Genomic DNA, 23,604 nt, shown 5'->3' on the forward strand with positions numbered 1-23,604 from the left:
TCACCGCTGGTCGAGGTCGATGACGTCCCGGCTGCGCGAACCCACTAGCCGCCGGTCGTGGCTCACCAGGAGCAGTCCTGCGCCGTCGGCGACGAGGTCGTCGAGCAGCGAGGCCACGGCGCGCGCGGCGACCGGGTCCAGCATCGCGGTCGGTTCGTCGCACAGCACGACCCGCGGCTGTTGCACCACGAGCCTGCCGAGACACGCTCGCTGGAGTTGACCGTCGCTCACCTGTGACGGGTAGCGGTCGAGCAGCGCCGGGTCGAGCCCGACGCGGGTCGCGGCACGTTCGACGTCACAGTCGCGTCTCGCGATCGCCGCGGGTTCGGCAACGATCCGGCGCAACGTCCATCGCGGGTTGGTGACGAGGCGCGGATGCTGGGCGAGGAGGGCGATGTCGCCGGGGCGACGCCCGCCCGGCCACGCGACTCTTCCGGCAGCCGGCGCGGCGAACCCCGCGAGGACGCGCAGCAGCGTCGTCTTGCCGCTCCCCGACCGCCCGACCACTCCGGTGACCGTTCCGGCGCCGACACCGACGTCGAGGCCCTCGAACACGACCGTATCGCCGAAGTGAGCGCTCAACCCCGTACCGACGAGCAGGTCACCGACGGTCACGGCACTCTTTCGAAGAACCCGGCGACATAGGCGTCGTCGGAGGCAACGATCTCATCGAGCCGACGATGATCGACGATCCGTCCCGCGCGCATGACCGCCACCGAATCGCACCCGCGCCGCATCGTCTCGACGTCGTGGGTGATCACGAGCACCGCCGCGCCGGCACTCGCGGCTTCGGCGAGGAGCTCCCAGATGTCGGCTGCGAGTTCGGCGTCGAGCGCCGAGGTCGGCTCGTCGGCGACGATCGTGTCCGGATCACCGGCCAGGGCTGCGGCGATCGCGGCGCGCTGCGCCATCCCGCCGGACAGCTCGTGCGGATACAACCGGAGTGCGGCGGGGTCGAGGTGCACGCGTCGGCACAGCTCGACGGCATCCCGGGACCCGTCGAGAATGCCGATCACCTCGTCCAGCTGCGCGCCGACACTGCGCACAGGCGTGAACGAGGTCGACGCCGACTGGGGAATGGAGCCGATGCGGCGCCCGCGAAGTCCTCGCCACCGGCGGTCCGCGCCGGCGAGTTCACGATCGGTGAACACCTCGCCGCCGATCCGCAGTCGACCCGTCGGCACGGACCCCGGCGGGAGCAGACCGGACAGGACCGACGCGACCATCGACTTGCCGCAGCCGGACTCACCCACCAGTGCGGTCATCGACCCGGCCGGCAAGGGCAGCGTCACGTCGTCGAGCACTCGGACTGCTGCCCGGTTCCACCGATTCCGGGCCACGATCTCCACCGTCACCCCGTCGAGTCCGGCGCTCACCGCCACACCTCGCCGGCGGGCGGCGTCGTGGCACGACGCAGCGACGACGCCGCGGCCGCACATGCGAGCGCGGTGACCATCAGGGCGACGCCGGGCACGACCAGCGTCCACCACGCGCCGGTGAGGATGTCACCGCGCGCCTGCCCGAGCAGCGTGCCGAGACTCGCGGCATCCGGGGAGAGCCCGACACCCAGGAACGACAGCGTCGTCTCGTGCCAGACCGCGTGCGGCAGCAACACGGTCATCGCCACCAGCACCTGCCCGCTCACCGCGGGCAGCAGATGACGGACGGCGACGAAGGTGCGGGACGCACCGGCCAAGCGGGCGGATTCGACCCACCCCGACGACGTCGCCTCGAGCAGTTCGGCGCGCACCACCCGCGCGACGGACGGCCAGTGGGTCAGCGCGATCGACGCGATGATCGCGACCGGCTCACCGCGCCACATCGCGGCGATGACCACTCCGACGACGAGGTGCGGCAAGGCGTTGACCCCGTCGACGACGCGCATCACCACCGCGTCGAACCACCCGCCCATCGTCACCGCACCGATTCCGACGAGGACGCCGAGGGCCGTCGCCAGGACCGCGCACGCCGCGGCGATGAGCAGCGAGATCCGCAGTCCGGCAGCAGTTCTGACACCGAGGTCGTACCCCGAGTGGTCGGTCCCGAGTGCCGCCCCGGAACCCGGAGGCAGCAGTGAACGCGCGAAGTCGGCGGTCTGTTCGCCTGCGAGAACGGGCCACCCGACCGCCATGACGACCATGACCGTCAGCACGACCCACGGTGTGACGAGGGCGGCGCGGTGACCGATCGCGGCCCGACGGCTCACGACCCCGACGCCCGTCGTGTCACCGATGGTCGTCATGCGGTCAGTCCGATCCGCGGATCGATCCACACGGCCGCCGCATCGGACAGGGCCGACCCGAGCAGCACGAGGACGGCCGATCCGACCGCGAGCGCGGCCAGCAACGAGAAATCCAGTGCCACGGCCGAATCCACGAGCGCCGCGGCGAGGCCGGGCCAGCCGAAGACGGTCTCGACGATGGCGGCGCCGGCGATGATCTCGGGCAGGCGGGTGCCGAGGAGCGCGAGGGTGGGCAGTACCGACACCGGCACCACGTGCCCGCGCAGGAGCGCCCACCCGTCGACACCGCGGGCCCGGGCGGCCCGGACCGCATCGGAGGCGGTTGCGTCGACGACGGCCGCGCGCATGGTCAGCAGCAACCACGGGACCATCGACACGGTCAGGGCCAGGTACGGCAACACGGCGTGGGTGAGCAGACCGTCGAGGGAGTAGTCGTCGCCGGGGCGTCGAGCACCGGAGGTCGGAAACCACCCCAGCGTCACCGCGAAGATGCTGACCAGCACCAGTGACACCACGAAGGGCGGGGTCGCGGCCAGCATGGCCGCCAACGCCGTACACGCCCGGTCGACCAGCCTGCCCCGCCGCATACCGATGACGGCCCCTCCGACGACGGCGAGCAACGCAGCGGAGATCAATGCAGCCGTCGACATGCCGAGGGTGAACGGAAGTCGTTGCGAGATCACTTCGTCGACCGCGCGGCCCTGGGTCGAGGACCAACCCAGATCACCGTGGAGCAGCGCACCCCACCAGTTCCACCAGGCGCTCAGCCAGTACTGGTCCACGTCATAGGCGGCCGCGGTCGCCGCCCGCTGGGCGGGGGTGGCCGACTGGTAATTGTCGCCGAGATGAGCGGTGAGCGGGTCGAACGGCGACGCGGCGGCGACGGCGAAGATCCCGAGCGACACCAGGATCGTCGTCGGAATCATCAGGAGGACGCGCCGGAGCAGGAGTCGTCCGGCTCGCCGAGTGCGCGGGTCCGGCCGCCTCGTGCGCCGGCGCCGCGGTTGCCGCCTGTCGGTCCGATCGTCGGCGTCGGTGCCGGCCGGCCGGATCGACCGCACCGACGAGGCGAGGGAGGTCATGAGATCGGTTGCCACGACGGCACGTTCCACCACGGGCCCCAGGTGACGCCGTGCGAATGCGGTTCGAGGATCGGGTCGTCGTGCCGCCAACCCTCGCCCCGAGAGGCGTAGGTGTGGTGCAGGAACGCCAGGAAGACGTACGACGGCGCAGCCGCGTAGATCTGCTGGATGCGCTGATACCGCTGGTCATTCGCCGGCCCGGGCGCGCTCGCACGTGCCTCGTCGAGAAGGGCGTCGAGCCCGGGGGCGGTGAGATCGCCCGGGTTGGAGTACGGCGACGAGTTCGCGACGCGCGTGTGCAGGGTGTCGTACACCTGCGAGTCGATGCTGTACGGCGTCGCGCCGCCACCCAGAAGCACCGCTGCCGAGGTCAATTCGGAATCGATCTCGTCCCAGCTGGTGCCGCGGGTGAGGACCTCGACACCGATCCGTTTCATCGACGCGGCGAACGCCACCGCCAGATCACGGCGAAGAGTGTCCTCGGCGTTGTAGAGGAGGGCGAACGACGCCCGGTCGGCCCCGCGGGCCCGGATACCGTCGGCAGCCGTCCGCCATCCGGCGGCGTCGAGTGTCGCCCGTGCACGATCGGCGTCGAAGCCGAACTGCGCCTGCTCGTCGTAGACGTCAGCCCCGTATACCGAGGCGATCGGCGTGCTGGCGGGTTCACCGTCGCCGGTCAGCACGTCGTCGACGACGGCCTGCCGGTCGACGCCGAGGTTCATCGCGAGGCGAGCGGCCGGATCGGCGGTGAACGGGTTCGTGCTCGGCAGTGAGATGCCGCGCCAGTCAGCGGATTTCACCGACACCACGTCGATGCCGTCACGCCCGTCCAGGCTCTCGGCGAGCCTCGGTGGCAGGTTCGCACCGTCGATCTCACCGGCCGCGATCCGTTGCGCGCGGGTGTTGTCGTCGGGAACGTGGGTGTAGACGATGCGTTGTACCGCCGGCTGATTTCCCCAATAGTTCTCGCGCGCAACGAGAACGGCCTGGTCCGGCTCGAGCGAATCGAGCCGGTAGGCCCCGGTGCCCACGGGCTCGGTGTTCAGGGACCACTCCGCCGCCGGCGCATCCTCCACCCGCTCGGCGGGCACGACACCCACGAGCAGGTACGGCGACGGGTCCGCATCGGTGTTCATCCGAACGGTCACCGCCCCGGGCCCGTCGGCCTCGACCGAGACGATCGGCGCGAAGTCGGTCGAGATCTGCGACGCAACCCGTGGATCGACGACGGCCCGGTAGGTCGCGACGACGTCGGCGGCGTCGAAGGCGGTGCCGTCGGAGAACGTGACGCCACTCTTGAGCGGAACCCGCCACGTCCGCGGCGCAACACGCTCGGGGCGGGACGCAGCGAGCGCCGGGACGAGGTCCGGAACGCGGTCGTCGCCGTCGGCGGCCGGGATGAGGAGGCCGTCGTAGATGGGCGAGACGCCGAGCTGTGCATAACCGAGCATCGGGTTGAAGTCACCGAGGTCCTGTCCCTCGCCGAGGACGATCTGGTCGGTCGCCGTTGCCTGATCCGACACCGAGCAACCCGCGAGGGCGACCATCGCGAGAAGAACGGCGGCTCCGACCGTGGCGACTCCGCGAACAGCCGACGATCCCTCAACACGTGTGTGCACAGACATATGTTCTCTCAGACACACATTTGCCGCCACCGGGGCCGTGAGGAACGATCAGCTGGTGTCCATCGACGAAGTGACGAGGAGGGGCCGGTGACCGACTTCGACCCACACTCATTTCACGCGGACTCGTTCGACGCGGACTCCTGGGCCGCACGTTTCATGCTCCTGAGCGACCCCAACCGCCTCCGACTCGTCGCGGAGATGCACGCGCGGCCGGGTTCCACGGTCGCCGAACTGGCCACCCGTATCGGCATCACCGAGAACGCCGCCTCCCAGTCGATCCGCAAGCTGCGCGACCAGGGGTGGGTCCGTTCGGAGAAGGTCGGCCGGATGGTCCACTACGAGGTCGTCGGCGACGCGATAGTGCATCGCATCCTGCACGACATCATCGGGGTCGGGCACCTCACCTCCGCAGATCGGTCGGATCACGCCCACCCGGTGACAACGGATTAGAACACGTTCTAGTCTGGTCGACGTGGATGTCACCTTCGATGCGACCAAACGGGAACTGACGACCGATCAGGGCACACTGCGCTATCACGAGGCCGGCGACGCCGACGCACCGCCGCTGATCCTCTTGCACGGATCCGGGCCCGGCGTGACCGGCTGGCGCAACTACCGCGGGAACCTCGGGCGCTTCGCGCAGACACACCACTGCTTCGTCATCGAGTTCCCTGGCTTCGGGGTGAGCGACGCCGTCGAGGGCCACCCGGTTCTCACGGCCGGCGGCTCGGTTCTCCGGTTCATGGATGCACTCGGCATCGACAAGGCCGCGATGATCGGCAACTCGATGGGTGGGGTCGTCGGCGTCAACCTGGCGATCAAGAAGCCCGAGCGCGTCGAGAAGCTAGTCACCATCGGCGGTGTCGGCCCGAATGTGTTCAGCCCCAGCCCCAGTGAGGGCCTGCGCCTCCTCCAGGAGTTCACCGACGCCCCGGACAAGGACAAGCTGGTCCGCTGGCTCACGTCGATGGTCTTCGACCGCTCGTTGGTGACCGAGGAACTCATCGAGGAACGGTGGCAGGCCGCCATCAACCCAGACGCGCAGAAGACGGCGCAGATGATGTACAGCTCAGCGGCTTTCGAGATGCAGCAGCAATTCATGGCCGCGTCGGACAACCCGCCGTACTGGGCGTCGATGCACAAGGTCGCCTGCCCGACGCTGCTGACCTGGGGCCGCGACGATCGAGTCAGCCCACCCGACATGGCGATGGTCCCGATGCGCCTCATCCCCGACGCGGAGCTGCACATCTTCCCGAAGTGCGGGCACTGGGTGATGATCGAGGCCAAAGCCGCCTTCGAGGCGACGGTGGGGGCCTTCCTCGCGCGATGATCCACTAACCTCGCCACCATGGATGGTGTCGACGTCATCGTGTCCCACTGGGCCGTCGCCCGGCCCGAGCTCGACGTCTCGGCGCTCAAGGTGTTCGGCCGGCTCCACCGCAGCTTCCTCGTCTACAAGGCGCGTATCGCCTCGACCTTCGACGAGCACAACATCACCGACTCCGGCTTCGACGTCCTCGCGTGTCTGCGCCGAGCCGTCCCCGACCATCGCCTGACGGCAGGCGAACTCGCCGAGCAGACACTTGTCACCACCGGCGGTCTGTCCCTGCGCGTCAGACGCCTCGAGGACGCCGGATTCGTCACGCGCACCCGAGATCGGGCCGACGCACGAGTGGTCTACGTCGAGCTGACCCCCGAGGGCGCCGCACTCGTCGACCGCATCGCCGACGAGCACTTCGCGAAGCTCCGCGTGATGCTCGCCGAACTCTCCGAGGACGAGGCAGCCGACCTCGCCCGGCTCCTGGGCGCGCTCGAGCACTCCGCTCGTTTCGCGGTTCTCGGCGATGGCCTCGATCCCGGCGAAGCGGACCCCATCGCCGCGGTCTGACGCTGCGATCGAAACTTTTTCCGCGGCGTCGGTGATGGCCGACACACCGTGTGTGACCTGCATCTCTTCCATTTCGGACGCGTAAATCCCACGTAACGAGGTCCTGTAGTGGGGTTCTTCGCGGTTGACCTCTTAGCGCTAAGGCTTTACAACTGTCTTAGCGCAAAGATATTTGGTTCGCCCTCGGCCATCACCTCCGAACGGATTCACATGACCCTCGTGACGAGCACCTCCACCCATCCCGGGATCGACGCCCGCGATCTCGACGACCGCATCTACGTCGGCGGGCACTGGGAGGTCGGCGCCGGAAACCTGATCGAGTCCGTGAACCCGGCGACGGGTCAGGTCTTCGCGACCCTGCACGGGGCCACTCCCGCCGACGTCGACACCGCGGTCCGCACCGGGCTCCGCGCCGCCCACGAGAGCGGCTGGGCGAGTGCGCTTCCCCACGAGCGCGCGGCAGTCCTGCACCGGATCGGCGACGGTATCGACGCTGCGCGAGATCGCATCGCGCGGCTGCAGACCCTCGACACCGGCAAGACCCTCGGCGAGACATCGGCTTTGGCGGCGAGTGCGGCGAACACCTTCCGGTACATGGCGGCTGCGGCGGAGACCTCCGACGGCACGCTCACGACCCCGCGCGGCCCGTGGCTCACGATGTCCACGCACCGCCCGATGGGTGTCGTCGGTGCCATCACCCCGTGGAACTCGCCGATCGCCTCCGACGCGCAGAAGTTGGCCCCCGCGCTGGCCGCGGGCAACGCGGTGGTCAGCAAGCCGCCGGTGTGGGCGCCCTGGGTGACCTTGCTCCTGGCCCGCATCTGCGAAGAGGCCGGCCTGCCCCGCGGTGTCCTGTCCGTCCTCCCGGGCCCGGGACGGACCGTCGGCGAGGCCCTGGTCCGCCACCCCGACGTCGCGAAGGTGACCTTCACCGGCGGGACGAGCACCGGGCGTCACCTCGGCCGGATCGCCGCCGACAAGCTCATGCCGATCACCCTGGAGCTGGGCGGCAAGTCACCGACCATCGTCTTCGCCGACGCCGACCTCGAACGCGCCGTACAGGGCGTGCTGTACGGGATCTTCTCCTCCAGCGGCCAGAGCTGCATCGCCGGTTCACGAGTGTTCGTGCAGCGCAGCGTGTTCGATGCTTTCACGGACGATCTGGTGGGACGCGCCGGCCGGTTGCGGATGGGTCCCGGTACCAATCCGGACACCGACGTCGCCCCGATGATCTCGGCCGCGCACCGCGACTCGGTGGCCGACACGGTAGCCCGAGCGGTGGCCGACGGTGCCCGAGTGCGTTGCGGTGGCGCGGTTCCCGTCGACGGTGCGTTGGCCGACGGCTGGTACTACCCGCCGACCGTACTGACCGGCGTCGCCAACACCGACCGGATCAGCCAGGAGGAGATCTTCGGGCCGGTCGCGGTGGTCATCCCGTTCGACGACGAGGCCGACGTCATCGCGCAGGCCAACGACACCGTCTACGGCCTGGCCTGCGGCGTGTGGACCGAGGACTACCGGCGTGCGCTGCGGATCGGTGACGCCGTGGACGCCGGAACCGTCTGGGTCAACACCTACAAGCAGTTCTCCATCTCGACCCCGTTCACCGGACTCCGCGACAGCGGACTGGGCACCGAGAAGGGCCGTGAGGCGATCCGCCAGTACTCCGACCAGAAGAGCATCTACCTCGACCGCAGCGACGAGCCGATCGCGTGGGGTCGCCAGCCGTGACCGGCCGGACCGTGCACGCGCCCACTTCGACGAAAGGAACCACATCCATGACCACAACTGCCGCAACCGACTTCGCCGCAGAAGACCAGAACACCGCGCACCCGTACAGTCCCGCATTCGCCGTCGCCGGTTTCGGCTTCGTCTCCGGCGCACTGTCGGTGGATGAGAACGGGGTTGCCGTACCGGGTGTCGACGCCGCCCTCGACGCGGCGATGGCCCGGCTCGGCGAGCGCCTGGCCACGATCGACATGACCCTCGCCGATGTCGTCAAGACCACCTACTTCGTCACCGACGTCTCGCTGCGCGATGCCGCGAACCGGCACTACGAGAGCGTCTTCGCCACGCCTCGCCCGGCCCGGTCGTTCGTCGAGGTCGCCGCGCTGCCCTACGGCGCGACCGTCGAGATCGAAGCCATCGCCCACACGTCCTGACCGAGCGTCCGGCACCGACCGAATCCACCAGAACACCGAGAGGACCAACCATCATGACCGCACCAGAGAAGACCATTGCCGATCTCGAGCAGCAGATCGACTCCTGCATCGCCAGCCGCGAGACCCGGCACGAGGACTGGGACACACTGGGTTTCCAGGCCGCCGCCGGCGGCGACCGCTTCAAGCGTGCCCAGATCCGCTACATCGGCTCGGGCGCCACCGGCAACCACGAGAACGACAGCCGGACTCTTCCGTCGGATCACTTCACGTTCTCCAACATGCGCCTGCCCGCCGGTGCCGTCGGTCCCGAGCACACCCACCACGACGTCGAAGAGGTGTTCTTCGTCCTCGAGGGCGAGCTCGAGGTCGCCGTCCACGACGTGGAGGACGGCACCAAGAAGGCCGTTCGTCGCCTCGGCTACCGCGACCTGATCCGCGTGCCCGCAGGCGTCCCCCGCAGCCTCGCCAACGTCGGCGACACCGACGCGCTGTTCTGCGTGATCATCGGCGCCGAGAAGCCGCAGCTGCCCACCTATCCGCCGAGCTCGGAGATGTTCGGCGTCACCCGCTGAACCTCGCTCCACCCGAACCGAACCCGAGAGGTGTCCACCATGTCCGCAGACACGACGAGAGTCCTTCGCGTGCACCAGAAGACCTGGGAGGCCGACGGCGTCACGAGCATCACCCTCGTGGATCCGTCCGGCGCCGAACTCCCGCGCTGGGAACCGGGATCGCATGTCGCGCTTCGTCTGCCGGACGGACTCGTTCGGGAGTACTCGCTGTGCTCGGCGCCGGAGGACACGTCACGATGGACCGTGGCCGTCCTCCGGGCCGAGAAGTCACGCGGCGGTAGCAGCTACGTGCACGATCGGCTGTCCATCGGCGCCGAGATCGAGGTCGACGGCCCGCGCAATGCCTTCTCGATCGACCCCGACGCCGCGCACCACATCCTCATCGCCGGCGGCGTCGGTATCACCCCCATCGTCGCGATGATGCGCCGGCTGGAGTCCGAGGGCCGATCGTGGCAGATGCTCTACGCGGGCCGGTCCCGACGGTCGATGGCCTTCGTCGACGAGGTGTCCGCGCACTCGACGTCCGTCATCCACGCCGACGACGAGCGAGGCGGGTTGCCCGATCTGCCTGCGCTGTTCGCGGGAGCGCCATCCGGGTCGGTGGCGTACTGCTGCGGCCCGGCCGCCCTCCTCGACGCCGTTGCCGGCATCATCCCGCCGGAGATCTCGCTGCGCAGCGAACGTTTCGCCGCACCCGTCGTGGAGGTGGACCCCGGCGGGGACACCGCGTTCGACGTCGTTCTCGACCGCACCGGACAGCGGATCGCGGTACCGGCCGAGAAGTCCGTGCTCGACGCCCTGGCCGACGCCGGCGTCGACGTGCCCAGCTCCTGCACGGAGGGCATCTGCGGCACCTGCGAGATCGGGGTCGTCAAGGGCGATCTCGACCACCGCGACTTCGTGCTCACCGACACCGAACATGCGAGCGGTCAGACGATGCTTCCCTGCGTCTCGCGTTGCCGCTCAGCCGAACTCGTACTCGACCTCTAGGGGAATCCCGTGCTCTACTCCCAGCTTCCCGTCCTCACCGAGCAACCGGTGTGCCGTCTGCGCAGCCTGCGCTCGGTCACCCTGAGCGTGCCCGATCCCCTGGCCTCCCGGGACTTCTATCACGAGGTGTGGGGTCTGACCACCGTCGAGGAGGACGGTGACCGGTTCTGGCTGCGCGCCACCGGCACCGAACACCATGTCCTCGATCTCCGCCCCGGTGACGCGAATGCCCTGGGTGGCTTCAGCTTCGCACTGGGGACGCCGCGGGAGGTCGACGATGCCGCCCGCGCACTCGAGCGGATCGGCGTGCCGCTGCTCCGTGAACCCGGACCGCTCGACGACGCCGGGGGCGGATACGGCCTGGCCCTCGTCGACCCGGAGGGGCGCACCGTCGAATTGTCGGCGGACGTGCACGCGGTGTCGTCGCAGGAGCCCGCGGGGCGTCGTGCCATCCCGCGCAAGATCGCGCACGTCGTCCTGAACACCACCGACATCGAGCGGATCACGGCGTTCTACACCCAGGTCCTCGGGATGCGGGTGTCGGACTGGTCCGAGCGCCAGATGTCGTTCCTGCGCTGCAACTCCGAACATCACGTCATCGCGCTGAATCAGGCGCCCTGGCCGGCCCTGAACCACGTCGCCTACGAGATGACCTCCATCGACCACTTCATGCGCGGCATCGGCAACCTGCGCTCCCACGGGATCAGCCCGCAGTGGGGACCGGGCCGCCACGGTCCCGGCGACAACACCTTCTCGTACTTCACCGATCCGGCGGGTCTGGTCTGCGAGTACACCTCCGAGGTCGCCCAGATCGACGAAGACGCCTGGCTGTGCCGGACCTGGCGCCGCACACCCGAACTGTCCGATCAGTGGGGTACCGCGGGCCCGCCGACGACCACCGTCCGCTCGGCCATGGCCGGCATCCCCGACCACGGCGCGAGCTCCCTGGTGACCCCGAGCGACCCGGACTACTTCATCCATCTGCCCCAGACGGTGGGCGTGGCATGACCACCACCGTCACCGTGCTCGACCGCGTGCACGTCGTCGCGCACCCGTCGAGCCGCGAGATCCGGAGCCGGCACAGCGTGGTGCTGCTCCACGGGATCGGCGGCGGCGCCACGTCGTGTAGCCCACTGGCCGCACGGCTGGCCGCCGCCGGTCTCGACTGCTGGTGCCCCGACGCCCCCGGTTACGGGCGCTCGGCCGATCCCCGGCCGGGCATCGGCCCCGTCGAGGAGATGGCCGAACTGATCGAAGCGCTCGTTCCGGGCGAGCCGGTCGTACTCCTCGGCACGTCCTGGGGCGGTGTGATCGCCATGGATCTGGCGCTGCACCGGCCCGATCTCGTCGCCGCGCTCGTCATCGCCGACAGCACCCGCGGTTCCGGGGTCACCGCCGAGCGGGCCGCGGGCATGCTCGCCCGCATCCCCGACCTCGTCGACCGGGGTGCCGCCGCAGTCGCTGCCGACCGCGCCGACGCGCTCACGGCACCCGACTGCGACCCGGCGGTCACCGCCGAGGTCCGCGCCACCATGGCGGAGGTCCGCGAGCCCGGCTTCGCCGCCGCAGCCCGGTATATGGCCACGACCGATCTCGGACCCGACCTCGCCCGACTCGCCCGCCCGGCCCTCGTTCTCGTCGGTGAGCGCGACACCATCACCGGCGTCGACGAATCACGACTCCTCGCCGACCAGATCCCCGGCGCGCAGCTGCGGATCGTCCCCGATGCCGGCCACGCCGCGATCCAGGAACAACCCGACGTCGTCGCCGGCCACGTCCTGGACTTCGTCGGGATGCTGTCATGAGCGCCGGGACGATGGTGGTGACCGGCGGCGGCCGCGGACTCGGTCGTGCCATCGCCGAACGTCTCGGCGCCGACGGGCACCGACTGGCGATCGCCGAACGGGATCCGGAGACCGCGTTCGCGGCCGAGGCCGCATTGCGCGACGCCGGTCACGACGCCCGCGCGATCGTCACCGACATCGCCGACGTCGACGCCGTCCGCGCACTCGCCGACCGTCTCGACGCTGACGGCGATCACGTGATCGGCCTCGTCAACAACGCGGCGATCGCCGACGGCGTGGGCGGCGCGACGTTCTTCGAGCTCGCCGACGACGAGTTCGGGCGGCTGACCGACGTCAACGTCCGCGGCACCTGGTCGGTCACGAAGTACCTGTGGCCGTTGCTGTCCCGCTCGCGGGGCGCCGTGGTCAACATCGCCTCCGATGTCGCGATGTACGGGTCGCCGCGACTCGTGCACTACGTGTCGTCCAAGGCGGCGGTCATCGGGATGACGCGCTCGATGGCCCGCGATGCCGGGCCGCACGGAGTTCGCGTGAATGCCGTTGCGCCGGGCCTGATCCGGGTCGAGGCCACCGAAGGCGTTCCCGAAGACCGGTACCGCACCTACGCCGCAGGGCGTGCACTCGACCGCGAACAGACCCCGCAGGACGTCGCCGGAGTGGTCCGCTTCCTACTGTCCGAGGACGCCGCCTTCGTCACCGGTCAGACCATCGTCGTCGACGGCGGATTCATCTTCCGCTGAGCGACGCATCCACTTCGACTCCAGCCCCCAGCCCCCAACCCCCAGCCCCACCGAACACCAGCCCCGAGGAGTACCCATGGACCTGCAGCTCGCCGGTCGCCGAGTGTTGATCACCGGCGCGAGCTCCGGGATCGGCCTCGCCACCGCCCGGTTGCTCGCCGAGGAAGGCGCCCGCCTGGCGCTCTGTGCCCGTGACGAGGACCGTCTTCGTTCCGCGACAGCCGATCTCGCCGCGATCACCGACGTGGTCACCGCGTCATGCGATGTCACCAGCCGCGCGTCCGTCGATGCCTTCGTCGCCACCGCCGTCGACCGGCTCGGTGGTCTCGACGGCGTGGTCTGCAACGCGGGGCGGTCGCTCATGCGCACCCTCGACGAGACCACCGACGAGGAGATCCGCGACGAGTTCGACCTGAAGATCTTCGGTGCGCTGCACGTCATACGCGCCACCCGCGCCGCGCTCGCGGCGTCGGACCGCGGTGCCGTGGTGATCGTCAACGCCATCCTGTCCCGGCAACCCGAAACCCGCCTGGCCGTCACGTCGGCGGCCCGGGCGGGCCTGCTGAACCTGTCGAGCTCGCTCGCCGAGGAGCTCGCGACCGACGGGACACGGGTCAACTCGGTGCTGCTCGGCCTCATCGACACCGGACAGTGGCAGCGCCGGTTCGTCGAGAGCGGCGCCGACGACTTCGCGGCCTGGAGTGCCGAGATCGCCGACGACCGGGGAATCGCACTGGGCCGCTTCGGTTCCGCCGACGAACTCGCATTTCCCATCACCACCCTGCTCTCGCCGCGGAACAGCTACACGACCGGCGCCACGCTCGAGGTCGGCGGCGGGGTGCACCGCTATGTCTGACCCCGGCAGAGCCCGACCAACCCAGCCCAGCAACAGGAGAACCAGCCGATGACCGAACACACCGGAAGCCGCCGCCGACCGACCGGCGGTGACGTCCTCGTCGATGTGCTCCGCCGGCACGGCGTCACCACCGTCTTCGGGGTCATCAGCATCCACAACCTCCCGCTTGTCGAAGCCGTCGACCGCGAACTCGACTTCGTCGAGATGCGGCACGAGGCGGCCGCGGTCAACGCCGCCGACGGATTCGCCCGCGCGTCCGGCGGTCTCGGCGTTGCGCTGACCAGTACCGGTACCGGAGCAGGTAACGCTGCCGGTTCGATGGTGGAGGCCCTGACCGCGGGCAGTCGCGTCCTGCACATCACCGGCCAGATCGAGAGCGAGTTCCTCGCCCCCGGGCGTCCGGCCGCGAGTCGCGGTGTCATCCATGAGTTCCCGGGTCAGCCGCAGATGCTCGACGCGATCTCGGCGTACTCCACGACCATCACCGAGGCCAAGGACGTCGAGGCCGAACTCGAGTCCGCGATCGCGCATGTCCTCGCCGCACCCACGGGACCGGCCAGCGTCGAATGGCCCACGGACCTCCAGTATCTCGCCTCCCCGGACGCCCAGCGACCGGCGCCGTCGGTCACGGTGACGACGCCCGTCGCCGACGCGGAGTCCGTCGCCCGCGCCGCCGATCTGCTCCGCACCGCCGAGCGGCCCCTGCTGTGGCTGGGCGGCGGTGCGGCCGGCGCCGGTGAGCAGATCGCCGAGTTCGCTCGATTCCTCGGCGCGGGCATCGTCACCAGCAACTCCGGGCGCGGAATCGTCGCCGAGGACGTCCCCCTCGTCATCGGCAACTTCGCGACCACCCCCGCGGTGCGGGCACTGCTCGACGACGCCGACGTGCTCCTCGCCGTCGGTACCCATTTCCGATCGAACGAGACCGCGTCCTACTCGCTCTCACTGCCGGAGAACATCATCCAGATCGACGTCGAACCCACGACGATCGGCCGCGTCTACCCGGCCACGGTCGGGCTCGTCGGAGACGCCGCACCGACGATCACTGCTCTGCTGGCCGAGCTGGACGCGGTCGCGACCGCCGACGAGTGGCCGCGCCGCGTGTCCGCCGTGCGCGAGGAGGTCCGCGCCGATCTCACGACCTACATCGGTGGCTACGCCGAGATTTGCACGGCGATCCGCGATGCGCTACCGCGTCGATCGGTGATCGCCCGCGACGTGACGATCCCGTCGAGCCAGTGGGGCAACCGCCTGCTGCCGATCTACGAGCGCGGCACCAACGTCTTCCCCCTCGGCGGCGGGATCGGGCAGGGACTCGCGATGGGGATCGGTGCGGCGCACGCCCGGCCCGACGCCCCGACCCTCGTCGTCGCCGGCGACGGCGGACTCGCCGTCCACCTCGGCGAGCTCGCCTCCCTGGCCGGGTCAGGTGCGCACGTCATCGTGCTGGTGTTCAACGACGGCGGGTACGGGGTACTGCGGAACATGCAGCAGAAGAACGGTTTCCGACGCTCCAGCGTCGACCTGCACACGCCGCGCTTCGACCTGCTCGCGGCAGCGATGGACATCCCCTACCGGCTCGTGCGCGGCCCGGGCGTCATCGCCGACGCCCTCGAGGCCGCGGTCAACCGCGGCGGCCCGTCGTTCATCGAGGTGGATGTCGAGGCGGTCGACCCCGCCCCCGGGCCGTTCGTCCCGCCGGTGCACGTCCCGTCTGAACTCGATTCCTCTGGGCTCAATTCCTCTGGGCTCGATTTCTCTGGGGCCCACTGATGACCGCCCCGGCCCTCTGGTGGGACGACGACATCGCGACGCGAGTGCGCTCGGGTGACCAGGCCCACGTCTTCGCCTCCGGCACCGACGTCGCCGACGCGATCGCCCTGGCCGTCGAGAACCCCGTCCTCGTGCTGAGCCTGATCCTGGCCGAGCCCGCGCCGCTCACCGCAGAGACAACGAATCTGCTCCCGTCCGTTCGGGTTCCGACCCTGGTTCTCGCGTCGGCGCCGGACGCCGACACCGATCTCGATGCGGCGCAGACGCTCGCCGGCGACATCGACAACGGCGTCTTCGTCGTCCTCGACGGCGCGCCCGTCCCCGCGCACACCGAATGCCGGGAGTCCTTCGAGGAGTGGACCGTCTCGTTCGTCGCGATCGCCGAGGGCCTCGCCGCCCGTGACGGCCGCCTCCTCGCCCAGCCCACACCACTCATCGACGAAGGAGTACTCCGATGATGACTCGCCCAGCCCGCGAGCCCTACCTCGAGACACACCAGACCCATCCGGAGCCGCTGACACCGTATGAGCTCAAGCTCGCCGGGTCCGTCACCGAGATCTTCACCGCCGGGGCAACGACTCTCGATGAGGTCACCGACGGCCTGAACGCCCTCGGCCTCCACGGACCCGACGGTGGTCCGTGGACCGCCGAGACCTTCCGCGCCGAGATGCGCAGATTGGGGAAATGACATGACCACCACACAGCCCACCCCCGGCACCCGGTCCGCAACCCGCGAACGTCCCGCGCGACGCACACCGACCTACGCCGTCGGTACCCGTCGTCACCTCGACGCCGACGAGATCGCGGCGACGGGCCTCCGGGACCGCTGGTACCCGATCCTCCCGTCGCGCATGCTCGAGCCCGGCGCGATGGTCCCGGTCCGCCGACTCGAGGTCGACTGGGTGCTGTTCCGCGACGCCCAGGGTCGGGTCCGCATGCTGGAGGACCGGTGCCCGCACCGCAGCGCTCCGTTGTCGGTCGGCCAACACCTCGGCGACCGCATCGCCTGCGCGTACCACGGTGTCCAGGTCGACGGAGAGGGCACCGTCGTGTCGGTGCCGGGCATGCCGGGATGTGCCCTGGAGGGCCGGCGGGCGACGGTGTCGCTCGAGGTGGTCGAGGCGGCCGACACGATCTTCGCCTTCCTGCCGCTGACCGCGGATTCGGTGCCGACCCCGTTCGTGTTGCCCGACCGGCTGTCCGATCCCGAGGTGTCCTGGTTCGGCAACTTCGCCGAGTGGGCGGGCCCGTGGCGGTTCTACATGGACAACGTCCTCGATCCCATGCACGGCGCGTTTCTGCACCGCAACTCCCATTCGATGTTCGGTGGCGACACCTCGGCTCGGTTCCGCATCCGGGAGACCGACCGCGGCTTCTTCTTCGAGAAGACCGACCAGCGCGGCGTGAACTTCGACTGGGTGGAGTTCGTGCGCGGATCGATGGACTACGTCGACCTCGAGATCCCGTACGGCCCCGGCGCCGGCCCCGGCGGTGTGTTCGGGATCGTCGGGATGAGCACGCCCATCGACCGGTCGACGTCGGCGATCTTCCATTGGCGCACCCGGCGGGTGAGCGGATGGGAACGTGAGACCTGGCGGTTCCTGTACCGGACCACGCTGGAGGCCAAGCACTGGGAGGTCCTCGAACAGGACCGGCTCGTCTTGGAGGCGCTCGCCGGTGACGCCGACCGTGAGGAGCACCTGTACCAGCACGATCTCGGGGTCTCCCGGATTCGACGGATCTATCGCGCCGACGCCGTCGCCCAGGCCGAGCAACTCGTCGCAGCGAACGCATGAGCACCGACGGGTCGATGCTGCTCACCGTGGTGCTGCGCCACGATCAGAGCCAGAACCTCGACCAGTTGCAGGGTCGGCTCGACGAGAACGACTGGTGGCACGGCTTTCCGCCCGAGGGATGCGAGGTCGTCTCCTGGGTCGTGGCCATGGGTATCGGTCAGATCGTCACCCTCCGCCTACCGGCGGACCGGCTGCCCGCGGTGAACGTCGAACTGGAACGCCGGGCGTGGGGCACCTTCGCCACCGACTTCTACCCGACGTACGACTTCCTGCCGGTCCGCGAACGACTGACGCGTGAGTCCGATGCGCGACGTTCGGCGGTGACCTCATGACCCGGGTCGGACACCCCGACGTCGCGGAGCCGCCCCGTCGGGACATGTTCAGCAACGCCCGCGTCGTCGGCGACCAGTTCTTCCTCTCGGGGATGCACGCCGGCGGGCCGGACGGTCCGGTGGGTGGCGACGACTCCCACGCGCAGGCGGTCGAGACCTTCCGCCGCGTGCGCGCACTGACGGAGGCGTGCGGCGCTTCCGTCGACGACATCGTCGTGTTGCGCATCTACGTCACCGACATCGCCGACAAGGCAGCTGTCGGACGCGCCCGGAGCGCGGTTTTCTCCGGGGACTTCCCGTGTTCGACCCTCGTCGAGGTGTCGGCACTGGTCGAGCCGGGCCTCAGCGTCGAGGTCGAGGCACAGGGATTTCTCCCGAAGGCCGCGCCCGCGGCCGACTAGAATCACTCGAACCGGCGTCAGCCACGCCGACTACACCCCGAGGACGCCATCGTGAGCGGACCAACTCTCAACTCCAGCCCGAACAACTCAGCACCGGCCGTCGACAGACCCAACTGGCCGGTCCTGATCCTCGCCTTCATCGCCGTCGTGCTCGACGGCTACGACACCATCGCCCTCGGCCTTTCAGTGCCGGCGCTCAAGGAGGACTGGGGTGTCCCCGCCTCCCACTTCACCCCCGCCCTGTCGCTGACCAGCCTCGGTGTCGCTCTGGGTTACATCGCGGTCGGCCGACTCACCGCACGGTTCGGCTGCCGCAAGGTCATCCTCGCCGCGGTCGTCGTGTTCACGATCGGCAGTCTGCTGACGGCATGGGCCGGCAACATCGTCGAGCTGAGCGCGCTGCGCCTGATCACCGGCTTCGGTCTCGGCGCGGTCATGCCGGCGGCCGTGGCGCAGGCAACTGCACTCAACCCCGCCCGGCACCGGCAGTCGATCGCGGTGTTCGTCACGATGGGCATCTCGATGGGTGCGCTCATCGCCGGACTGCTGGGTACTCGGCTGGTGTCGGCATACGGCTGGCCGTCGGTGTTCGTCGCGGGCGCCATCGCCTCTGCGGCCCTGTTCCCCTTCCTCTGGATGTGGCTGCCCGACGAGCGCACGCTGACCGGTGTGACCCCGGGCTCGGAGGCCCGCCACCACGCGGCCGTGGCCCGGTTGTTCGACCCCGAGGTGCGCGGTCGGACCCTGCTGCTCTGGGGCTTCGCCTTCATGGTGTTCTCGGTCTTCTACATCTTCTCGTCCTGGCTGCCCACCCTCCTGACGAGTTACGGCTTCAGCACGGGTCTGGCACCACTCGGGTCGGCGGCACTGGGTGTCGGCAGCATCGTCGGTGCGGGTGTGCTGATCCTCGGCGCGACCCGATACCGGATGAGCTCGATCCTCGCCGGCACCACGGTGGCGGCCATCGTGTTCCTAATCCTGTCCGCGTTCCTCGGCGCCGACAAGGCGTTGCTGCTCTTGGTGTTCGGCGGCGTCGGGCTCGGACTGCAGGCCGGCATGATCGGGCAGGCCGCCGTGGCGGTGTCGATCTACCCGCAGGCCACCGCCGCGACGGGAGTCGGTTGGGCCTCCTCGATGGGTCGCCTCGGCTCGGTGGTCGGCCCGATCGTCGGCGGCGCCCTGATCGGACTCGGTCTGTCGACGAGCGCCATCGTGCTGATCGCGTGCGCCCCGGTCGCGGTGGCGCTTGCACTCGTCCTGCTGCTCCGCCGCACGGAATCGAAGGTGCCCGAAGATGCCGCCGCGACGGGACGGCTCGACGGTCCGGAAGCCGGGGACCGCACGACGGTCGGCGGACCGGCGATGACCAGCCAGACGATGAACGGCCACGCGATCGGCGGGCAGGCCTGACGCGGCGAACCCATTCGACGAGCGGTGCACCGGGTATCACCCCGGTGCACCGCTCGTCGTCCCACCCACGTCGTGACGGACCGGTCGCCGAACGCGATCAGCACGCGCGCGACCACAGCAGATAACCGACCGCGAGCGCGAACACGCCGGGACCGAGACACACCAGGTGATCGCGGGTCACCGCCTCGTCGAGGTCGGCATCGGAGAGTCCGGCACGCACCGCGTTCTCACGCAGGATCAGACCGGAACGATCAGTGGGTATCGGGATCACGAACACTTGGACGCGCCCGGCGCCCGAACGGTTCCATCCCCCGCTCCCGTATCCGAAAGAACCACATAACTATTGCTCCCTGAGGTGCGAGGAGCGCAAGCCGCCGGGCCGAGCAAGCGACGAAGGAGCGCGTCGAGGTCGACGAGCCACGAAGGGCTCGGTGAGACGAGTTGCGACGACCCTTCGTGGCTCGCTTCGCTCGCACCTCAGGGAGCAGGGGTTGCGCTCGCTCCTCAGGGACCAGGAATCAACGCTCGTTATTCCGTTGCGCCCCACAGCACGACGCTGGCATAGTTCCCGTTCGGCACGAGGACCAGCAGACCGGAGCGGGATACCGCGAAGTGTTTCTGCGCGTCGGAATCCTCGTCCGCCTTCAGATGGCAAGGGATACCTCCCGAGCAGGTTCGAGTCCTGACACGGCACCGCTCCCGGGAGCACGGGCCCGGTCGGTTCTGCGGTCGTCGTCCGGGTCGTGCGCGACCCCGCGTCGCACCCCACCGGCCGGCCCGCCCGCGAGCGGTGTCGCCATCCGAATCGCCACACCCGACAAGCATTGCGACGCAACGGAAAGGAGGATCGCCATGCTGTTCCACAATCGAATCACCGTCCCACCGGGCCACACCGTGCTGGCCTACCGGGGTAGCGAGGTCCAGACGCTCCCCACCGGTCGCCACCGCGTGCGGAAGCCGGACGCCACGCTCAGCGTCGACCTGCGAGAGCGCCTGATCCAGGTCTCGCCGCAGGAGATCCTCACCGCCGACTCGATGGCCGTCCGTATCTCGATGACGTTGCGCGCCCGCGTGATCGACGCAGTCGCCTTCGTCGAACGAGCCTCCGATCCGATCGGCGCGGTCTACCTGGCCGCCCAGATCGCGCTGCGTGAGGTCTGCGCCGGCGTCGAGTCGGACGACCTCGTGCGTCGCGGCGACTCCGTCGACGTCGAGCCGATCCGCGTCGCAGCGGCCCGGGCCGCGGGCACCGTGGGCATGGACGTTCTCGAAGTGGTCGTCCGCGACGTCATCGTCCCGGCCGAGGTCCGCAGTGCCGCACTCGAGGTCATCACCGCCAAGACACGCGGTCTGGCCAAGCTCGAGGCGGCTCGCGCCGAGACCGCCGCGCTGCGCGCGCTGGCCAACGCGGGCCGGTTGCTCGACGCCCACCCGGCGCTGGCGCAGCTGCGCCTCGTCGAGTCGGTGCCATACGGCGCCCGCGTCGTGCTCAGCGTCGGGGGCGCCGAGGCGCCGCCGGACGACTGAGCTCCCGCGGCCTCGTTTCCGTCCCGCTTATCCGATCCAGTCAGCGGGACGGAAACGGCGACGCGGGAGCGACATTGGTGGTCCGGAGAACACAAGAGCCCCGGCCGGAACGAATCCGGCCGGGGCCCTTGTTGTCTGCTGGTCACCCAGCGAAAGCCCTACTTCGCAGCGAGGTTCTCGTTGGTCAGCTTGGTGACACCCTGCTCGGCCTTCTCGACCAGTGAGGCCGGCGGCTCGAAGTGCTTGCCGTACTTGCCGGCGAGGTCCTTGGCGCGCGCGACGAAGCCGGGCACGCCACCCTCGTAACCGTTGATGTACTGGATGACACCACCGGTCCACGCGGGGAAGCCGATGCCGAAGATCGAACCGATGTTGGCGTCCTCGACCGAGGTGAGCACACCTTCGTCGAAGCACTTGACGGTCTCGAGCGACTCGGCGAAGAGCATACGCTCCTTCATGTCCTCGAGCGGGATCTCCGTGGTGCCCGACTTGAAGTGCTCACGCAGGCCCGGCCAGAGCTGGGTGCGCTTGCCGTTCTCGTCGTAGTCGTAGAAGCCCTTGCCGTCCTTCTTGGCAGTGCGACCGTTGTCGACCATCCAGTCGACGACGGCGTTCGAGCCGTGCTGCGGGAAGTCCTTGCCCTCGGCCTTGGCCGCTGCCTCGGTCTCCTTGCGGATCTTCTGCGGCAGGGTCAGGGTCAGCTCGTCCATGAGCTGCAGCGGCGCGGCCGGGTAGCCGGCCTGGGTGCCCGCGTGCTCGATGAACGCCGGCTCGACGCCCTCGCCGACGGCCGCGATGGCCTCGTTGACGAAGGTGCCGATGACGCGGCTGGTGAAGAAGCCACGGCTGTCGTTGACGACGATCGGGGTCTTGCGGATCGCCAGCGTGTAGTCGATGACCTTGGCCAGCACGGCATCCGAGGTCTTCTCACCCTTGATGATCTCGACCAGCGGCATCTTGTCGACCGGCGAGAAGAAGTGGATTCCGATGAAGTCCTCGGACCGCTTCACACCCTCGGCGAGGATGGTGATCGGCAGGGTCGAGGTGTTGGAACCCAGGACGGCATCGGGCTCGACGATGTCCTCGATCTCCTGGAACACCTTGTGCTTGACCTCGACCGACTCGAAGGCGGCCTCGATGACGAGGTCGACACCCTTGAAGTCGGCGGCGTCGACGGTCGGGTGGATGCGGGCGAGGAGTGCGTCGCTCTTCTCCTGGGTGGTCTTGCCCTTGGCGAGAGCCTTCTCCTCGAGCTTCTCCGAGTACCCCTTGCCGCGCTTGGCAGCGTCGAGGTCGATGTCCTTGAGGACGACCTCGATGCCGGCCTTCGCCGACACGTAAGCGATTGCCGCGCCCATCATTCCGGCGCCGATGACGCCGACCTTCTTGGCGGTGAACTTGTCGTAACCCTCGGGGCGCGAGCCGCCGCCGTTGATGTGCTGCAGGTCGAAGAAGAACGCCTTGATCATGTTCTGCGCGACCTGACCGGTGACCAGCGAGACGAAGTAGCGGGTCTCGATGATGTCCGCGGTGTCGACGTCGACGTAGGCACCCTCGACCGCGGCGGCCAGGATGGCACGCGGCGCAGGCATATTGGCGCCCTTGATCTGCTTGCGCAGCAGGGCCGGCAGCGCCGGGAGGTTGGCCGCGAACGCCGGGTTGGTGGGAGCACCGCCCGGGATCTTGTAACCCTTGACGTCGAACGGCTGCTGGGCCTCGGGGTTCTCCTTGATCCAGGCCTTGGCGGCGGGGATCAGTTCCTCGATCGAGCCGACGACCTCGTTGACCAGGCCGGTCTCCTTGGCCTTGGTCGGGTTGAAGCGCTGACCCTGGAGCAGAACACCCATGAGGGCGTTCTGGATACCGAGCAGACGGACGGTACGCACGACGCCACCGCCGCCGGGCAGCAGGCCGAGGGTGGCCTCGGGCAGACCGATCTGAACACCCTTGACGTCCGCGGCGATGCGGTAGTGGGTGTGCAGCGCGATCTCCAGGCCGCCACCGAGTGCGGCGCCGTTGATCGCGGCGACGACCGGCTTGCCCAGGGTCTCGAGCCGACGCAGCACCTTCTTCATGCCGTTGGTCGTCTCGGTGATCTGCGTGGCGATCTCCTCCTTGGAGACACCCGTGCGATCGCTGGTCATGTCCTTCAGATCGCCACCGGCGAAGAAGGTCTTCTTCGCAGAGGTGAGCACGACACCGGAGATGTCGTCCTTCTCGGCCTCCAGGCGGTCGACGGTCGCGGCCATCGATTCCTGGTAGAGCGCGTTCATCGTGTTGGCGCCCTGGTTGGGGTCGTCCATGGTCAGGATGACGACGCCGTCGGCGTCCTTCTCCCAATTGATCATGTTGTCACTCATGGTGATTCGCAGAGTTCTTTCTCGTGAAGTGGCAGGGCCGGGA

At 69.2% G+C, this 23,604-nt stretch carries 26 protein-coding genes; 19 read left to right on the forward strand and 7 right to left on the reverse strand.

Annotation, left to right across the window (positions count from 1 at the left end):
• The 5 genes from BCM27_RS23190 to BCM27_RS23210 are packed head-to-tail and all read right to left on the reverse strand — an operon-like array spanning nucleotide 1 to nucleotide 4,949.
• Entirely contained in the window at nucleotides 1-615 is a 615-nt protein-coding gene (locus BCM27_RS23190) for an ABC transporter ATP-binding protein (protein WP_004018927.1), read from the reverse strand.
• Nucleotides 612-1,376 (reverse strand): ATP-binding cassette domain-containing protein, encoded by a 765-nt coding sequence (locus BCM27_RS23195; RefSeq protein ID WP_004018928.1) that lies wholly within the window; start codon nucleotides 1,374-1,376, stop codon nucleotides 612-614. The genes BCM27_RS23190 and BCM27_RS23195 overlap by 4 nt, the downstream gene beginning before the upstream one ends.
• Nucleotides 1,373-2,242 carry an ABC transporter permease gene (locus BCM27_RS23200; protein ID WP_004018930.1) on the reverse strand — a complete coding sequence of 290 codons (870 nt, stop codon included), beginning with the start codon at nucleotides 2,240-2,242 and terminating at the stop codon, nucleotides 1,373-1,375. Before BCM27_RS23200 ends, BCM27_RS23195 begins: the two co-directional genes overlap by 4 nt.
• Nucleotides 2,239-3,339, reverse strand: coding sequence for an ABC transporter permease (locus BCM27_RS23205; RefSeq protein WP_033206240.1), 1,101 nt, complete (start codon nucleotides 3,337-3,339; stop codon nucleotides 2,239-2,241). The genes BCM27_RS23200 and BCM27_RS23205 overlap by 4 nt, the downstream gene beginning before the upstream one ends.
• Nucleotides 3,321-4,949, reverse strand: coding sequence for an ABC transporter substrate-binding protein (locus BCM27_RS23210; protein WP_052369255.1), 1,629 nt, complete (start codon nucleotides 4,947-4,949; stop codon nucleotides 3,321-3,323). Before BCM27_RS23210 ends, BCM27_RS23205 begins: the two co-directional genes overlap by 19 nt.
• 156 nt (nucleotides 4,950-5,105) lie before the next feature.
• Between BCM27_RS23210 and BCM27_RS23215 the strand changes: the two genes are divergently transcribed.
• The 18 genes from BCM27_RS23215 (at nucleotide 5,106) to BCM27_RS23300 (ending at nucleotide 19,674) form a co-directional block, all read left to right on the forward strand.
• Complete coding sequence (locus tag BCM27_RS23215) at nucleotides 5,106-5,399, forward strand: helix-turn-helix domain-containing protein (RefSeq protein ID WP_051987019.1); 294 nt, start codon at nucleotides 5,106-5,108, stop codon at nucleotides 5,397-5,399.
• A gap of 22 nt (nucleotides 5,400-5,421) precedes the next feature.
• Nucleotides 5,422-6,279 (forward strand): alpha/beta fold hydrolase, encoded by an 858-nt coding sequence (locus BCM27_RS23220; RefSeq protein ID WP_004018938.1) that lies wholly within the window; start codon nucleotides 5,422-5,424, stop codon nucleotides 6,277-6,279.
• 18 nt (nucleotides 6,280-6,297) lie between these two features.
• Complete coding sequence (locus tag BCM27_RS23225; protein ID WP_004018939.1) at nucleotides 6,298-6,837, forward strand: MarR family winged helix-turn-helix transcriptional regulator; 540 nt, start codon at nucleotides 6,298-6,300, stop codon at nucleotides 6,835-6,837.
• Between the two features lie 210 nt (nucleotides 6,838-7,047).
• Entirely contained in the window at nucleotides 7,048-8,568 is a 1,521-nt protein-coding gene (locus BCM27_RS23230) for an aldehyde dehydrogenase (RefSeq protein ID WP_033206226.1), read from the forward strand.
• A gap of 47 nt (nucleotides 8,569-8,615) precedes the next feature.
• Nucleotides 8,616-8,999 carry a RidA family protein gene (locus tag BCM27_RS23235; RefSeq protein WP_004018941.1) on the forward strand — a complete coding sequence of 128 codons (384 nt, stop codon included), beginning with the start codon at nucleotides 8,616-8,618 and terminating at the stop codon, nucleotides 8,997-8,999.
• A gap of 53 nt (nucleotides 9,000-9,052) precedes the next feature.
• Nucleotides 9,053-9,571: a cupin domain-containing protein gene (locus BCM27_RS23240; protein ID WP_004018942.1), complete on the forward strand. Its 519-nt coding sequence runs from the start codon at nucleotides 9,053-9,055 to the stop codon at nucleotides 9,569-9,571.
• 39 nt (nucleotides 9,572-9,610) lie between these two features.
• Complete coding sequence (locus tag BCM27_RS23245) at nucleotides 9,611-10,561, forward strand: PDR/VanB family oxidoreductase (RefSeq protein WP_172622073.1); 951 nt, start codon at nucleotides 9,611-9,613, stop codon at nucleotides 10,559-10,561.
• A gap of 9 nt (nucleotides 10,562-10,570) precedes the next feature.
• Nucleotides 10,571-11,569: a VOC family protein gene (locus BCM27_RS23250; RefSeq protein WP_004018944.1), complete on the forward strand. Its 999-nt coding sequence runs from the start codon at nucleotides 10,571-10,573 to the stop codon at nucleotides 11,567-11,569.
• Entirely contained in the window at nucleotides 11,566-12,366 is an 801-nt protein-coding gene (locus BCM27_RS23255) for an alpha/beta fold hydrolase (protein WP_004018945.1), read from the forward strand. Before BCM27_RS23250 ends, BCM27_RS23255 begins: the two co-directional genes overlap by 4 nt.
• Nucleotides 12,363-13,106 carry an SDR family oxidoreductase gene (locus BCM27_RS23260; RefSeq protein ID WP_004018946.1) on the forward strand — a complete coding sequence of 248 codons (744 nt, stop codon included), beginning with the start codon at nucleotides 12,363-12,365 and terminating at the stop codon, nucleotides 13,104-13,106. The genes BCM27_RS23255 and BCM27_RS23260 overlap by 4 nt, the downstream gene beginning before the upstream one ends.
• A gap of 76 nt (nucleotides 13,107-13,182) precedes the next feature.
• The gene (locus tag BCM27_RS23265; protein ID WP_004018947.1) at nucleotides 13,183-13,962 is read left to right on the forward strand and encodes an SDR family oxidoreductase; all 780 of its coding nucleotides are present in this window, start codon (nucleotides 13,183-13,185) and stop codon (nucleotides 13,960-13,962) included.
• A 48-nt stretch (nucleotides 13,963-14,010) separates the two neighbouring features.
• Nucleotides 14,011-15,735 (forward strand): thiamine pyrophosphate-binding protein, encoded by a 1,725-nt coding sequence (locus tag BCM27_RS23270; protein ID WP_004018948.1) that lies wholly within the window; start codon nucleotides 14,011-14,013, stop codon nucleotides 15,733-15,735.
• A complete protein-coding gene (locus tag BCM27_RS23275; RefSeq protein WP_004018950.1) occupies nucleotides 15,735-16,193 on the forward strand; it encodes a hypothetical protein in 459 nt (152 codons plus the stop codon). Before BCM27_RS23270 ends, BCM27_RS23275 begins: the two co-directional genes overlap by 1 nt.
• Entirely contained in the window at nucleotides 16,190-16,423 is a 234-nt protein-coding gene (locus BCM27_RS23280; RefSeq protein ID WP_004018951.1) for a recombinase-like helix-turn-helix domain-containing protein, read from the forward strand. The genes BCM27_RS23275 and BCM27_RS23280 overlap by 4 nt, the downstream gene beginning before the upstream one ends.
• 1 nt (nucleotide 16,424) lies before the next feature.
• A complete protein-coding gene (locus BCM27_RS23285) occupies nucleotides 16,425-17,531 on the forward strand; it encodes a Rieske 2Fe-2S domain-containing protein (protein WP_004018952.1) in 1,107 nt (368 codons plus the stop codon).
• Complete coding sequence (locus BCM27_RS23290; protein ID WP_004018953.1) at nucleotides 17,528-17,863, forward strand: hypothetical protein; 336 nt, start codon at nucleotides 17,528-17,530, stop codon at nucleotides 17,861-17,863. The genes BCM27_RS23285 and BCM27_RS23290 overlap by 4 nt, the downstream gene beginning before the upstream one ends.
• On the forward strand, nucleotides 17,860-18,264 hold the full coding sequence (locus BCM27_RS23295) for a RidA family protein (protein ID WP_004018954.1): 405 nt from the start codon (nucleotides 17,860-17,862) through the stop codon (nucleotides 18,262-18,264). The genes BCM27_RS23290 and BCM27_RS23295 overlap by 4 nt, the downstream gene beginning before the upstream one ends.
• A 51-nt stretch (nucleotides 18,265-18,315) precedes the next feature.
• Nucleotides 18,316-19,674, forward strand: a complete 1,359-nt coding sequence (locus tag BCM27_RS23300) for an MFS transporter (RefSeq protein ID WP_004018956.1) — start codon at nucleotides 18,316-18,318, stop codon at nucleotides 19,672-19,674.
• Nucleotides 19,675-19,771: 97 nt separating this feature from the next.
• Here BCM27_RS23300 and BCM27_RS25915 read toward each other — a convergent pair whose 3' ends face one another.
• Nucleotides 19,772-19,945: a hypothetical protein gene (locus BCM27_RS25915; protein ID WP_167550902.1), complete on the reverse strand. Its 174-nt coding sequence runs from the start codon at nucleotides 19,943-19,945 to the stop codon at nucleotides 19,772-19,774.
• A 581-nt stretch (nucleotides 19,946-20,526) separates the two neighbouring features.
• Between BCM27_RS25915 and BCM27_RS23310 the strand changes: the two genes are divergently transcribed.
• Entirely contained in the window at nucleotides 20,527-21,201 is a 675-nt protein-coding gene (locus BCM27_RS23310) for a slipin family protein (protein WP_004018960.1), read from the forward strand.
• Nucleotides 21,202-21,359: 158 nt separating this feature from the next.
• Here the strand turns inward: BCM27_RS23310 and BCM27_RS23315 are convergent, their stop codons facing one another.
• Nucleotides 21,360-23,561, reverse strand: coding sequence for a 3-hydroxyacyl-CoA dehydrogenase NAD-binding domain-containing protein (locus BCM27_RS23315; RefSeq protein WP_033206232.1), 2,202 nt, complete (start codon nucleotides 23,559-23,561; stop codon nucleotides 21,360-21,362).
• Nucleotides 23,562-23,604: the final 43 nt, after the last annotated feature.

Source organism: Gordonia terrae, from assembly GCF_001698225.1.
Taxonomy (GTDB): Bacteria; Actinomycetota; Actinomycetes; order Mycobacteriales; family Mycobacteriaceae; genus Gordonia; species Gordonia terrae.

Coding starts and splice junctions, on each gene's coding strand:
- BCM27_RS23315 (WP_033206232.1), bottom strand. CDS start 23,561: ATGAGTGACAACATGATCAATTGGGAGAAGGACGCCGACGGCGTCGTC.
- BCM27_RS23230 (WP_033206226.1), top strand. CDS start 7,048: ATGACCCTCGTGACGAGCACCTCCACCCATCCCGGGATCGACGCCCGC.
- BCM27_RS23265 (WP_004018947.1), top strand. CDS start 13,183: ATGGACCTGCAGCTCGCCGGTCGCCGAGTGTTGATCACCGGCGCGAGC.
- BCM27_RS23255 (WP_004018945.1), top strand. CDS start 11,566: ATGACCACCACCGTCACCGTGCTCGACCGCGTGCACGTCGTCGCGCAC.
- BCM27_RS23270 (WP_004018948.1), top strand. CDS start 14,011: ATGACCGAACACACCGGAAGCCGCCGCCGACCGACCGGCGGTGACGTC.
- BCM27_RS23275 (WP_004018950.1), top strand. CDS start 15,735: ATGACCGCCCCGGCCCTCTGGTGGGACGACGACATCGCGACGCGAGTG.
- BCM27_RS23295 (WP_004018954.1), top strand. CDS start 17,860: ATGACCCGGGTCGGACACCCCGACGTCGCGGAGCCGCCCCGTCGGGAC.
- BCM27_RS23285 (WP_004018952.1), top strand. CDS start 16,425: ATGACCACCACACAGCCCACCCCCGGCACCCGGTCCGCAACCCGCGAA.
- BCM27_RS23260 (WP_004018946.1), top strand. CDS start 12,363: ATGAGCGCCGGGACGATGGTGGTGACCGGCGGCGGCCGCGGACTCGGT.
- BCM27_RS23280 (WP_004018951.1), top strand. CDS start 16,190: ATGATGACTCGCCCAGCCCGCGAGCCCTACCTCGAGACACACCAGACC.
- BCM27_RS23200 (WP_004018930.1), bottom strand. CDS start 2,242: ATGACGACCATCGGTGACACGACGGGCGTCGGGGTCGTGAGCCGTCGG.
- BCM27_RS23240 (WP_004018942.1), top strand. CDS start 9,053: ATGACCGCACCAGAGAAGACCATTGCCGATCTCGAGCAGCAGATCGAC.
- BCM27_RS23310 (WP_004018960.1), top strand. CDS start 20,527: ATGCTGTTCCACAATCGAATCACCGTCCCACCGGGCCACACCGTGCTG.
- BCM27_RS23215 (WP_051987019.1), top strand. CDS start 5,106: ATGCTCCTGAGCGACCCCAACCGCCTCCGACTCGTCGCGGAGATGCAC.
- BCM27_RS23235 (WP_004018941.1), top strand. CDS start 8,616: ATGACCACAACTGCCGCAACCGACTTCGCCGCAGAAGACCAGAACACC.
- BCM27_RS23210 (WP_052369255.1), bottom strand. CDS start 4,949: ATGTCTGTGCACACACGTGTTGAGGGATCGTCGGCTGTTCGCGGAGTC.
- BCM27_RS23290 (WP_004018953.1), top strand. CDS start 17,528: ATGAGCACCGACGGGTCGATGCTGCTCACCGTGGTGCTGCGCCACGAT.
- BCM27_RS23245 (WP_172622073.1), top strand. CDS start 9,611: ATGTCCGCAGACACGACGAGAGTCCTTCGCGTGCACCAGAAGACCTGG.
- BCM27_RS23225 (WP_004018939.1), top strand. CDS start 6,298: ATGGATGGTGTCGACGTCATCGTGTCCCACTGGGCCGTCGCCCGGCCC.